This is a genomic window from Streptomyces sp. APSN-46.1, assembly GCF_022815725.1.
GTDB lineage: Bacteria > Actinomycetota > Actinomycetes > Streptomycetales > Streptomycetaceae > Streptomyces.
In genome coordinates this window covers 1,383,884-1,395,704 of sequence record NZ_JALGRF010000001.1, presented here as the reverse complement: position 1 = coordinate 1,395,704, position 11,821 = coordinate 1,383,884, and the positions used below count along the sequence as shown (strand labels likewise).

Annotated in this window: 14 protein-coding genes and 1 pseudogene; 10 read left to right on the top strand and 5 right to left on the bottom strand. The window is 71.7% G+C overall.

The features are described 5' to 3' along the window. Positions 1-119 precede the first annotated feature (119 nt). Complete coding sequence (locus tag MTF65_RS06255) at positions 120-749, bottom strand: hypothetical protein (protein WP_243627172.1); 630 nt, start codon at positions 747-749, stop codon at positions 120-122. Between the two features lie 433 nt (positions 750-1,182). Here MTF65_RS06255 and MTF65_RS06250 point away from each other — a divergent pair, with 433 nt between their 5' ends. From MTF65_RS06250 to MTF65_RS06230, 5 genes are read left to right on the top strand one after another with little or no spacing between them, the layout of a single operon-like run. Further along, positions 1,183-2,787, top strand: a complete 1,605-nt coding sequence (locus MTF65_RS06250; protein ID WP_243627171.1) for a sensor histidine kinase KdpD — start codon at positions 1,183-1,185, stop codon at positions 2,785-2,787. After that, complete coding sequence (locus MTF65_RS06245) at positions 2,784-3,191, top strand: roadblock/LC7 domain-containing protein (RefSeq protein ID WP_243627170.1); 408 nt, start codon at positions 2,784-2,786, stop codon at positions 3,189-3,191. The genes MTF65_RS06250 and MTF65_RS06245 overlap by 4 nt, the downstream gene beginning before the upstream one ends. After that, entirely contained in the window at positions 3,188-3,547 is a 360-nt protein-coding gene (locus tag MTF65_RS06240) for a DUF742 domain-containing protein (protein ID WP_243627169.1), read from the top strand. The genes MTF65_RS06245 and MTF65_RS06240 overlap by 4 nt, the downstream gene beginning before the upstream one ends. Next, on the top strand, positions 3,528-4,148 hold the full coding sequence (locus tag MTF65_RS06235) for an ATP/GTP-binding protein (protein WP_243627168.1): 621 nt from the start codon (positions 3,528-3,530) through the stop codon (positions 4,146-4,148). The genes MTF65_RS06240 and MTF65_RS06235 overlap by 20 nt, the downstream gene beginning before the upstream one ends. After that, positions 4,145-5,506, top strand: a complete 1,362-nt coding sequence (locus MTF65_RS06230) for a cytochrome P450 (RefSeq protein ID WP_243627167.1) — start codon at positions 4,145-4,147, stop codon at positions 5,504-5,506. Before MTF65_RS06235 ends, MTF65_RS06230 begins: the two co-directional genes overlap by 4 nt. A gap of 2 nt (positions 5,507-5,508) precedes the next feature. Here MTF65_RS06230 and MTF65_RS06225 read toward each other — a convergent pair. From MTF65_RS06225 to MTF65_RS06215, 3 genes and pseudogenes are all read right to left on the bottom strand, one after another. After that, a pseudogene (locus MTF65_RS06225) lies at positions 5,509-6,108 on the bottom strand (terpene synthase family protein); the annotation flags it as partial. A gap of 21 nt (positions 6,109-6,129) precedes the next feature. Further along, complete coding sequence (locus MTF65_RS06220) at positions 6,130-6,627, bottom strand: hypothetical protein (RefSeq protein WP_243627165.1); 498 nt, start codon at positions 6,625-6,627, stop codon at positions 6,130-6,132. A 3-nt stretch (positions 6,628-6,630) separates the two neighbouring features. Then, complete coding sequence (locus MTF65_RS06215) at positions 6,631-7,542, bottom strand: cyclopropane-fatty-acyl-phospholipid synthase family protein (RefSeq protein ID WP_243627164.1); 912 nt, start codon at positions 7,540-7,542, stop codon at positions 6,631-6,633. A 282-nt stretch (positions 7,543-7,824) separates the two neighbouring features. Here MTF65_RS06215 and MTF65_RS06210 point away from each other — a divergent pair, with 282 nt between their 5' ends. From MTF65_RS06210 to MTF65_RS06190, 5 genes are all read left to right on the top strand, one after another. After that, positions 7,825-8,388: a helix-turn-helix transcriptional regulator gene (locus tag MTF65_RS06210; RefSeq protein ID WP_243627163.1), complete on the top strand. Its 564-nt coding sequence runs from the start codon at positions 7,825-7,827 to the stop codon at positions 8,386-8,388. Between the two features lie 37 nt (positions 8,389-8,425). Then, a complete protein-coding gene (locus MTF65_RS06205; protein WP_243627162.1) occupies positions 8,426-8,980 on the top strand; it encodes a hypothetical protein in 555 nt (184 codons plus the stop codon). Beyond that, on the top strand, positions 8,977-10,176 hold the full coding sequence (locus MTF65_RS06200; RefSeq protein ID WP_243627161.1) for an MAB_1171c family putative transporter: 1,200 nt from the start codon (positions 8,977-8,979) through the stop codon (positions 10,174-10,176). The genes MTF65_RS06205 and MTF65_RS06200 overlap by 4 nt, the downstream gene beginning before the upstream one ends. Before the next feature lie 69 nt (positions 10,177-10,245). Further along, on the top strand, positions 10,246-10,605 hold the full coding sequence (locus tag MTF65_RS06195; RefSeq protein WP_243627160.1) for an STAS domain-containing protein: 360 nt from the start codon (positions 10,246-10,248) through the stop codon (positions 10,603-10,605). Positions 10,606-10,689: 84 nt separating this feature from the next. Then, positions 10,690-11,145 (top strand): ATP-binding protein, encoded by a 456-nt coding sequence (locus MTF65_RS06190; protein WP_243627159.1) that lies wholly within the window; start codon positions 10,690-10,692, stop codon positions 11,143-11,145. A gap of 107 nt (positions 11,146-11,252) precedes the next feature. On the opposite strand, the gene MTF65_RS06185 is transcribed toward MTF65_RS06190, so the two are convergent. After that, complete coding sequence (locus tag MTF65_RS06185) at positions 11,253-11,819, bottom strand: dihydrofolate reductase family protein (RefSeq protein WP_243627158.1); 567 nt, start codon at positions 11,817-11,819, stop codon at positions 11,253-11,255. Positions 11,820-11,821 lie beyond the last annotated feature (2 nt).

Below are 11,821 nucleotides of genomic sequence, written 5' to 3'. Positions count from 1 at the left end.
GGGCGCGGCCGGGGGGGGGGGCGGCCCCCCCCCCCCCGCAACCCGGCACCGCCGGGCCCCGGGCTCCGCCCGGACCCGCGCCTCAAACGCCGGCGAAGCTGAAGTTGCCCGCCCCCGCGTCAGCGCAGGCGCGCGGCGGCCGCCGCGAAGGGGGCCGCCTGCGCCGGGACGGACGCCAGGACGGCGACCCACGAGCCGTCGGCGAACTGGATCTCCATACGCCCCTTCTGGAGTAGGCCCGTCGGGTTGGCGCGCAGTGCGCCGATGGCCGCCCGCGGGGTTTCCCAGTACTGCTTCATCACGGGCGTCGTCTGCCACAGCGGCGAGACGTCGCTCAGGCCGAACCAGCGCCGGTCGGTGACCGCGAGCACGCCCGTCACCGAGCCCCGCACGCTCGCGCGGCTGACGAGGAAGTGACCGGCCGCGCTCTGCCAGCCGCCCTCCATGCTCGTGCCGTGCATGAGCCGCGTGCCCAGGTCATCCACCATGTCCGGTGCGCGGTCGATCGCGTTCGCCGCGCCGGCGGGCCTCGACTGCCGGGGGTCGAGCACGCGCGCCTTGACCAACTGCCGCAGGGCGCGCGGGAGCTTGGCCTCGATGCGCCGGCTGAGTTCCGACGACTCCGGCGGAGCCAGCAGGGCCTCGGGCGGATGCGGTACGCCGGGCCCGAGTTCGTAGGCACACGCGGCGATGAGCCGCTCATCGGGATGCAGGAACCTCTGGGCCTGTTCGCGCCTCTCCTGGTTCAACGCGCCTGCTCCTGTTCGTTCGTTCGATGGATCGATGGGTCCGATGGGCCAATGGGCCGATGATCTTGACCGGCCCGCATGATTGTCCCTGACCTGGGGATCTTCTTGATCACCGGTGAGTCCCGCGCGGATCCGGCAAATGCGGCGGACCCGGCACCGGGCGGCCAGCGGGATTCGGCCGATCCGGAGACGGCGCGTCGCCGGATAGTCGCCGGGTCCCGCGCGGGGCCGGAGCGGGCGCCGCAAGTGCGGGAAGCGGAAGCGGAATTCACGCGACCGGTTCGTGGGGCCTTCGGATTTCGGCCAGATGTGACACGGCCAACAGGCCTGCACCGTCCAGATCATGACCTGCTGTCAAGACACGCGCGTAAAGACGCTAAGCTTCCGGGCCGTTGTCATATGATCATTCGCTTTCGATCGTTTGAGGGTTCTGATGGTTCGAGTGGGATCGTCGCCCGGAAGTCCAGGGCCCACCTCACCCGTCGTTTGGGCGCTGCCCCCACTGGTGACCGCCGTGGTCTCCCTGGTCGCCGTTGTCATGGTGTCCGCGTCGGCCCGCACCCCCGTCGCCTGGGTCGGTGCGGTGGCCTTCGTCGCGGTCGCCCTGTCCTGCGCCGAGGCCGCCCGGCGCGGACGGGCGATGGTGGCCCTGCGGGCCACCATCGCCGGGCAGGAGGCGTCCCTGTCGCGCCAGGAGGCCGAAACCGTACGGCTCGCGCAGGAACTGCTGCCCGACGTCGTGGAGCGCCTGCGCAAGGGGGAGTTCCCCGATGAGGTGCTCACCTCCCTGGAGGATCCCGACGCCTACGAGCCGGGCCTGACCCCCGCGTTCAGGGCCGCCCACCAGGCGGTGCTGCGCTCGGTGCTCGACGCCGTCGTCGCCGAGGAGGACCTGCGCGACTCCGCGCAGCGCGCCTTCGTGAACATCGCCCGCCGCGTCCAGGCCATCGTGCACCAACAGGCCCAGGAACTGCGGGAGATGGAGGACCGGCACGGCCGCAGCCCCGAGGTCTTCGGCGACCTGCTGCGGCTCGACCACGGCACCGCGCTCATCGGCCGGCTCGCCGACTCCATCGCCGTCCTCGGCGGCGCGCGGCCCGGCCGCCAGTGGAGCAGGGCCGTCCCGCTGTACAGCGTGCTGCGCGGCGCCATGTCGCGGATCATCGACTACCAGCGCGTGGAGCTCCACTCCGTCTCGCAGGTCGCCGTCGTCGGACCCGCCGTCGAACCGCTCATCCACGCACTCGCCGAGCTGCTGGACAACGCCACCCGCTACTCCCCGCCGCAGACCAAGGTCCACCTGACCGCCGTCGACGTGAACTCGGGCATCGCCGTCGAGATCGAGGACGGCGGCGTGAGCATGAGCGAGGAGGCCCGCAAGCGGGCCGAGCGCATGCTGCGCCAGGCACAGCAGGGCATCGACCTCAACGACCTCGGCGAGACGCCCCGCCTGGGCCTCGCCGTCGTCGGCCGCCTCGCGCAGGCGTACGACTTCCAGGTCTCGCTGCGCTCCTCGGCGTACGGCGGGGTGCGCGCCGTCCTGGTCATCCCCCAGGGCCTGATCACCACCGCCGAGGCCGCCACCGGTGTCGCTCACGGCATCGGCAGCTCCTCGGGGCCCCGGGCGGCCCTGCCCCCGGCGGCCGGGCCCGGCCGGGCACCGGCCGTCCCCGCGGAGCCCGCGCGCCCGGCCACGGGCCCGCACGTCCCGGCAGCAGAGGCGGCAGAGGACGGGATCCCCGCTGTGACCGAGCGGACCCCGAACGGCCTGCCCCAGCGGCGCCGCAAGCCCCACACCCCGGCGCCGGCCCTGCCCGGCACCCTCGACCGGACCACGGCCGCGGCACCCGCCGCCACCGCCGTGGCCGCGGGCCGGGCCGCGACCGAGCCCGCGCCCGAGGTACAGCCCGGAATGTGGCTCGCCGCCTTCCAGGGCGGACTGTCCGGGGAAAGTCAGACCGCCACGAGCCGGACCGGCGGAGCAAGCCAGAACACAGACGCCTCGCCGGACTCGGCGAGCAAGGGGGAACAGCCATGAGTCAGCAGCAGACCAATATGGACTGGATGCTCAAGGACCTGGCCGAGAGCGTTCCGCAGACCCGCCATGTCATCGTGCTGTCCGCCGACGGCCTGCGCATGGCGCAGTACGGCGCGGAGACCGACACCGCGGACCGGCTCGCGGCCGCCTGCGCCGGGCTGCAGAGCCTCGCCGGCGCGGTCGCCTCCGAACTCCCGAACAGCAGCGGGCGGATGAGGCTCGTCGTGATCGAGATGGACGGCGGCTTCTTCTACCTCATGGCGGCCGGCGCCGGTGCCTACCTCGCCGTCCTCGCCAACGAGGGCGTGGACGCCGGCCTGATGGGCCAGCGGATGCGCGACCTGGTCGCCCGGATCGGTGAGCACCTCAGCAGTCCGCCGCGCCGCGAGGGGCAGCCCGCGTGAGCAACCCGGGCCGGGGCTGGGAAGACGGCACCCCCGAGCGGCTCTATGTCATCACCGGCGGTCGCAGCGGACCGTTACAGTCCACCTCCCTCGACCTGGTGAGCCTGATCATCGCCAGGTCGGGGCCCCGGCCCGGCATGCAGCCCGAGCACGCGGCGATCATGCGGCTGTGTCAGTCGCCGCTCTCGGTGGCCGAGATCTCCGCGTATCTCGGCCTGCCCGTGAGCGTGGTGACCGTACTGCTCGGCGATCTGCTCGACGCCGGCCACGTGCTGTCCCGACCACCCGTCGCCCCCGCCCAACTCCCGGACCTGGCACTGATTGAGGCAGTCATCGATGGACTTCGAAAGCTCTGAGAAGCCCGCCGGCCCGCGGCGCGAGGACGCGCTGCCGGCCACGGCCGCCGCCGCGGTCAAGGTGGTGATCGTGGGCGGGTTCGGGGTCGGCAAGACGACCCTGGTCGGCTCGGTGAGCGAGATCCGGCCCCTGACCACCGAGGAGACGATGACCCAGGCCGGGGTCGGCGTCGACGACACGCACGGCGTGGAGCGCAAGAGCTCCACCACCGTGGCCATGGACTTCGGCCGCATCAGCATCAACGAGGAGCTGGTGCTCTACCTGTTCGGCACCCCCGGCCAGGAGCGCTTCTGGTTCCTCTGGCACGGCCTGTTCGAGGGTGCCCTGGGCGCCGTCGTGCTCGTGGACACCCGCAGGCTGGAGGTCAGCTTCGACGTGATCGGCCGGCTGGAGGAGCGCGGCGTACCCTTCGTGGTCGCCGTCAACTCCTTCCCCGACGCGCCCGAGCACCCCCTGGACGAACTGCGCGGAGCCCTCGACCTGCCCGCGTCCGTACCGCTCGTCGTCTGCGACGCCCGGCGGCGCGACTCCAGCCGTGACGTCCTGATGACGCTCATGCGCTACCTGCACTCCCTCGCCGTGACCCCGGAGGCCTCGTGAGCACCACCCCCACCCCGCCGCCGGGCTGCCCGGCCCACCGGCTCTACGGGCCGGAGGCCGAGGCCGACCCGATGGGCCTGTACGAGAAGCTGCGCGCCGAACACGGCCCGGTGGCACCCGTCCTCGTCCAGGGCGACCTGCCGGCCTGGCTGGTGCTCGGCCACCGCGAGAACCTGGACGTGGCGCGCACCCCGTCCCGGTTCGCCCGCGACCCGCGCCACTGGCGGGACATGCGGGAGGGCAACGTCCCGGCGGACCACCCCCTGACGCCGATGACCGCCTGGCAGCCGGTGTGCCACCTGGTCGACGGCGTCGAGCACGAGCGGCTGCGCGGGGCGATCACCGAGTCGCTGGAGCGCTTCGACCGGCGCGGCGTACGGCGGTACGTCAAGCGCTTCGCCGATCAGCTGATCGACGCCTTCGTCCAGTCCGGGCGGACCGACCTGGTCGCGGCCTTCGCCGAGCCGCTGCCGATGCTGGTGATGACCCAGCTCATCGGCGCGCCGGAGTCCTACGGACCGCGTCTCGTCGAGGCGGCCCGGGACATGATCCAGGGCACCGAGACGGCCGTCGCCAGCAACGAGTACGTCTCGGTCACCCTCCGGGAACTCGTGGCACGCAAGCGGGAGGTGCCCGGCCGGGACTTCACCACGTGGCTGCTGGAGCACCCCACGGCACTCGGCGACGAGGAGCTCGTGGAACACCTGCGGCTGGTGCTGATCGCGGCCTTCGAGACGACCGCCAACCTGATCGCGAACACCCTGCGCATGGTGCTCACCGACAGCCGTTTCCGCGCGAACCTGTCCGGCGGCCACATGACGCTGCCGGACGCCCTGGAGCAGGTCCTGTGGGACGAGCCGCCGCTCATGACCGTCCTGGGGCGCTGGGCCACCGGCGACACGGAGCTGGGCGGTACGCGGATCAAGGCCGGGGACATGCTGCTGCTGGGCCTGGGGGCCGGCAACCTCGACCCCGAGATCCGGCCCGACCTGACGCTGCCCGTCCACGGCAACCGCTCCCACCTGGCCTTCAGCAGCGGCCCGCACGAGTGCCCCGGACAGGACATCGGCCGGGCCATCGCGGACACCGGCATCGACACCCTGCTGACCCGGCTGCCCGATCTGGAGCTGGCGGTCCCCGAGGACGAGCTGCGGTGGACGTCCTCCCTGATGTCCCGCCACCTGGTGGCGCTCCCGGTCCGGTTCACCCCGCTCGGCAGCACGGTCACCGGGTCCACACCGATACCCGGCGGGCGCCCGGCGCCCGCCGCCCGGGAGTGGGCGCCGGCCGCCCCCGGTGCGGGGGAGCGGCCGACGGGCCGGGTCTCCTGGTGGTCGCGCCTGCGGGGCCGCCGCTGAACTCAGCGCGACGAGCCGTCGAGCTGCTGCCACCACCAGGCGAGAGCCGGGATCGGAAGCGGCTCGGCGCTCGGGTCGCTGGGCGTGTCGCTCCAGGTGACGTCGTACGAAGCCCCCTCGACGGGGAGCACGTTGCGGTTGCGCGGACTGGCGTACCGCGGCGCGCGGCTGTGGTAATCGGTGTCGCCCACGATCCAGTGCTCCAGTGAGACGAGGTAGCGTCCGAGCTGCTCGTCGGCGTCGCGCGCCAGCTGCTCGCGCAGCCGGACGAACAGCGTCACCGCCCGGTCCCGCAGCGCGTACGCCGCGGGCAGCGCCTCAGCGGGCGTGCAGCCGTGCTGCCGGGCCAGTACGTTGAGCAGATTCGCTTCCCACGGCTCCTGGTGATCGTCCTTGTTGTACGAGAACAGGTCGTTGTCGCAGGCGACGATGAACCCGGCGGCGTCGGTCAGGGCCTGGACGGGCGCGGAGTACAGGACATCCTCCGGCACGTCGGTCCCGTTCGCCGCGTCGCACCAGGTCAGCAGGAATCGGGTGCCGCCCACCGATATCCGCATCGCCGCGAAGTCGTTGAGGCTGGGCATGATGCCCCGCTCGGCGTTGGCGGCCTGCCAGGCTTCGCCTTACACCCAGTCCCGGATGCCCTCGGTGAAGCGGTGGAGCTGTACGGGGGTGAGCATGGCCCGGGTGCGGGCCACCAGGTCCTCCAGCGCGGCGGTGTGCGGCCCCGGCGGAAGCAGGCCCGAGCCGGGCGCCTCGACGGTGCGGAAGAGCCGGGTGCCCTGGTCTATGACGGCCGCCGTGCGTGCCGCGCCGGAATCCGAGCCCTGCCCGTCGTCGGCGGCGAAGGCCCAGTAGCTCCACTCGGCGAAGAGCAGCATCGGCTCCACATCGCCGTAGGGGGCGATCCTGCTGATGAAGTCGGCGCTACGGGTGGCCAGTCCCCAGGCGCGCTCGGTGGCGTCCGGGTAGAGGCCGAAGGCGTCGATCCAGGCGATCGCCCGCTCTTCGAGCTCGGCCGCCTTGGGGTGGATCAGACCGTTCTCGAACGGCCAGTAGAACGGCGGCAGTTGCCAGCCGATGCGGGAGGGGTGCGCGTCTTCGCGGTACACGGGTGCCATCGGTCAGCTGCCCCCGCCGAGGCGGAAGAGCAGCAGCCGGGTCTCCAGCGCGTGGTCGCGCCAGATGCGGAACAGCTTGCCGTGCGTGATGGTGGACTCCTGGAGCCGCTCGCGCGACCAGGCGGACGGGGCGCCGAACTGCTCCACCCGGTCCAGTTCGGCGGTGTTCCAGGCCATGGACTGCACCCAGAACTCGGCGACCCGGTCCGTGACGTCCTCGTCCTGCTCCAGTTCGAAGCCGGCGGCCCCGGCGGCGGTGATGTACTCGGTGAGGGTGCCCAGGCGGGTCTTGTAGTAGCCGTCGATGAACTCGGTCCACTCGGGGCGGCAGATGAAGTGCTCCTGGATGCCGAACCAGCCGCCCGGCTTCAGGCACTTGGCCGCCACCTCGAAGAGCCGCTCGCGGTCCATGTAACCGGAGCTCTCGTTGGCGTAGGCGGCGTCGTACAGCCGGTCGGTGGTGAAGCTGTGCACGTCGGCGAGGAGCGGGGTCACGCGGTCGCCCACCCCCGCCTGGCGGGCGAAGTCCTCGATCACGGGCACGTGATCGGCCGCGACCGTGAGCCCGGTGACCGTCGCGCCGTGCTCCTGGGCCCAGTAGAGCGACCCGCCGCCCACTCCGCAGCCGATGTCGAGGACGCTGCCGGGAGGGGTGGCGTACGCGCCCCAACTACGGGCCGCGTGCTCGACTATGGCTTCCTGGGACTCCACGATGCGGCGCTTGAGCACGCTTTGGGAAACGGTGGTGTTCGGCATCGCGCCCGGGGCGAAGAGGCCCATGTGGAAATGGACTCTGGGTCCTGGCCCGTACTTGTGGAGGATGTCCGCGGTCTTGCGGCTGTAGTAGAGCGGCACTTGGCTCTCGTCGAATGCCTGGCCGCCAGTGGCGGGCTGGATGGCGAGGTTGCTGTCCATCGATTCTCCGGTCATACGGTCGTGTGGGGGTGTTGTTCGGCCGCCCCACTGTGCCCATAAGTGATCGATAAAGACGCCTGATCACTCGGGACATGAGCATAGCCACACGTGAAAGGGCCACTTTTTCGGTCAATTGACGCCGCATCAGGGAGACCGGATCGGGTACGCGGGTTGGCGGTGGCGCGATTGTTGCGCCGGATGTGGCTGATATGGCTGGACGGATCAACAATTGTGGATCCGTCTCTTCCGAAGGGCCGCGCTCGGGACCTACGATGCCGAAGCATGATCCCCCCTTCACCGGGAGTGCCGGCAGACCGGGCCAAAGGTGCCGAACTGTTCGGCGCCCGGCTCAGCCGCCTGATCGAACTGCGCTATCCGGACGGTGGAGCCCGCTATTTCGATGTCGAGGTCGCCGCGGGGACGCAGATCAGCCAGCAGCACGTGGCGAACCTCCGCAACGGGAAATCGGTGCCGGGGCTCGACCGGGCCCTGAGCCTGGCCGCGTTCTTCGGGCTCGACGGCGTCGACTACTTCGTCAAGCCGGAATCACACCCGGCCGTCGCGGCCGTGGAACGCAGGCTGCTGGCCCTGGAGTCGGCGCGTGCGTCCGGTCGGGCCGTCGCACCCCGTCCGGCGGCCGGCGCCCCCGCGGGCGGCTTCGACGACGAGGACGACACGGACGGCGTGGACGACGTGGACCGTCTGCGCCGCCGGTGCCGGGACAGCAGCGAGGCGCTCGCGACCTCCCGGCGGAGCGCCAGGGTGTCGGTCAGGGACAAGGCCACCGCCGCCACCCTGCTCGGCCTGGTGGAAAGCATTCTGCGGCCCGAGGCGAGCGGCAGATAGCGCGGAGCACGACCACTCCCTCAGGTCAAAGGACGACATGGACATCAAGAGAATGCGCCGCACACGGGACGACCTCATCCGCGGCATCAAGCTGCACGCTCCCGTAGAACCCGCCGTCGTCTTCCGCGCGCTGTGCGAGGCGATGGCCAAGCGGCACAACCAGCCTGTCGAGCCGCACCTGGTCTCCTTCCCGGTCAGCACCGTCAGCGGCCTGCTCGTATGGACGCGGACGCGCAACCTCGTCCTCATCGAGGCCAACACCGACCCCGAACACCAGTTAGGCATCCTCGGCCACGAGCTGTGGCACATGGAGGAGGACTCCGGCCACGCGCAGATCCTCGGGGAGTCGGACTACGCGGACCTGTTCGCACCCGACCTGACCGCCAGCACCGTCGAGCGGATCGCCGCCCGCTCCTCCGCGCGCACCGACTGCGGGGAGGACGGCGAGCGCGCCTGCGAGCTGTTCGGCTCCCTGCTCGCCATGCGCAGCAAACGCTGGCTCGGCAAGGGCGCCCATGTCCCGCAGTCCTCCAGCGCGTTCGGACACAAGCTCAACGTCTCCCTGGGACCGGCCGGCGGCGGCGCTTGGTGAGTGAGAACAGCGGCTTCTGGGCCGTCTCCGGCCTGATGTGGCTCGCGTTCCTCGTCAAGGCGCCCGGCCTGCGCCACAACCGCGACCCGCTGTACGTCCTCGTGTGCGGGGTGCTGCTCCTCGGTGGAACCTGCTTCGCCTGCGCCAACCCCGACGTGATCGGTGTCGTGAACGCCGCGACCGGCGTCCCCAACTTCAGCGCGCCCCTCGTGTACTCGATGCTCACCCTGGAGAGCGCGCTCGTCCTCACCCTGATCATCTACTGGCGCGACTGGAGCCCGGAGAAGGCCACCCGCTGGGTGCGCTGGCTGATGGCGGCCTACGCCCTCGCCGTCATCGGGGTCGTCACGCTCTTCGCGCTCGGTGACGCGCCCGTCGAACGCCGGGTGGACTTCGACCCGTACTACGCCAGGACCCCCTTCATCAGGGAAATGATCCTGCTCTACCTGGCCGCCCACGCCATGGCCGGCGTCATGGCGACCGTACTGTGCGTGCGCTGGGCCGCGGGCGTCACCGGACCGAAGTGGCTGCGCCGCGGCCTGCGGGTGCTGATCCTCGGCTTCGCCCTCAACATCGGCCTGGACGGATCGAAGCTCCTCGCGGTCTCCGCGCGCTGGTGCGGCGGCACCCAGTGGGACTGGCTGGACTCCGAGGTGTCCCGGGGGTTCGCCTTCGCGTGCACGCTCTTCACCGGCATCGGCTTCACCCTGCCGATGGTCGGGGGCAGTGTGGAGCGCACCCTCTGGGAGAACCGGGTCTTCCTTCAGCTGGGGCCGCTGTGGCGGGCCCTGCGGGAGGCCACGCCGGCCGTCGTGGCCTCGCTGCCCGTGCCCTGGTGGGACGTGGAGCTCAAAGCCACCCGGCGCGTCGCCGAGGTCCAGGACGGCCGGCTCGCCCTGCGGCCCTACCGGAATCCGGCCGTCGCGCGCGCGGCGGCGGCGCGGGCGTCCGCCCTCGGGCTGGCCCCCGAGAAGGCCGAGGCGGCCGTGGAGGCCGCCGTACTGGTCGATGCCATGGCAGCCAAGTCGGCGTCCGGGGACGCGGAGCCCCCGCTCCTCGACGACGGGACCGCCACCGCCCTGCCCCCGCTGGACCAGAGAGCGCTGATCCGGGTCTCCCGGATGATCCGCCGTCCGCCGTTCCACCTGCCCGCCCACCGGGCGGCCTCGCGCGGGCCGGGACGTGTGAGCGCGTAGGCGTATCCCGCCGGGATCCGGGCAGGCGCCGGGGGAGCGGACGAATGGGTGATACCGATGGTGACGGGAGTGGATCAAGAACGGTTCACGGTGGAGGTCGAGTCCGTGGACGGGGCCGTCGTCCTCGCGCTCGCCGGGGAGCTGGACCATGACACGGCCCGGCCGCTACGGCAGGCCCTCGACGCGGCGGCCACCCCGGGAGGCCTCCTGGTGGTGGACCTGACGAACCTTGGATTCTGTGATTCCGCCGGGCTGAACGTGCTGTTGCAGAGCCGGCTCGCGATCAAGGCGGCCGACGGCATCCTGCGCGTGACCGGGCTGCGCGGTGCGGTCGCCCGGATGTTCCACATCACCGGCGTGGACCGGGTGTTCGATGTGTACGCCAGTGTGGAAGAAGCGCTGGGCCACCCCGAGGACACGGACACGTAGCCGAAGGTGACGAACGTACGGAGAGACGCGGCGGGCCGGAACGCGGCGTACGGCCGACTCCGGCAGGGAGGAGCCTTGAGCGTCATGGAGCAGCGCGGGTCGTGCGACCGGATCTGGAGTCTGCCGCTGGACGCGGGCGCCGATGTCGTCACGCGCAGCCGCGACTTCACGCGCCGGGCGCTGACCGCCTGGCGGTGGCTCCCGCCGGTGGCGGACGAGGACCGCGATGCCGCCGATGACGTGCTGCTGGTGGTGTCGGAGGTGGTCGCCAACGCCATCCTGCACGGCGGCGGGCCCACCGCCCTGGTCCTGGACTGCACCCCGGAGCGGCTGCGGATCGAGGTGACGGACGGGAACCCGGCGCCGCCGGTGCCGCACACCGGCCAGGACGTGGATCCGACGCGGCCGGGCGGCCACGGGCTGCTCATCGTGGACCGGCTCGCCCGGCGCTGGGGTTTCCGGCCGCGAGCGGACGGCAAGGTCGTATGGGTGGAGGTGGCCTGTCCGCCGCCGGTCCGGCAGCGGCTCCGGATCTGGTGACGTGAACGCGCCCCAGTGGCGTTTGGTGACGACCACGTCACCGAGTGCGGCGAGTTCGGCCGGGATCTCGGAGAACGCCGCGGGCGGGGCGGCGGCCCGCGATCCCCCTACGGGCGCGCGTACGAGAGCAGGACCACCCCGTTGCCGAAGGTGCGGGTGCCTTCGAGGCGCAGCGGCCTCGGATCGCCCTCGGGCGGGAACAGCGGTGTGCCCCGGCCGATGCGCACCGGGTGCACATAGATCCGGTACGCGTCCACCAGGCCGTGCCGGAGGAACGAGGCGGCGAGATTGGCCCCGCCCAGGACCAGATCACCGCCGGGGGCCGCCTTGAGGGCGGCGACCTCGGAAGGGATGACGTCCCGTACGACGGTGGAGTTCCAGCCGACGTCGGCCTGCCGCAGGGTCCGCGAGTACACGTACTTCGGCATGTCCAGCCAGATCCCCGCGAACTCGGCCATGGGCGGGGTGATCTCGGGGTCGGCGTCGGCGGTCGGCCAGACCCCCGCCATCAGCTCGTACATGACACGGCCGTGGAGGAAACCGCCCATCGAGCGGAGTTCGTCGTTGAAGTGCCGGTGCAGTTCGTCGTCGACGAGGTGCCAGTCGATCTGCCGTTCGGGCCCCTCGATGAAGCCGTCGAGGGACATCGACATCATCAGGATGATCTTTCGCATGG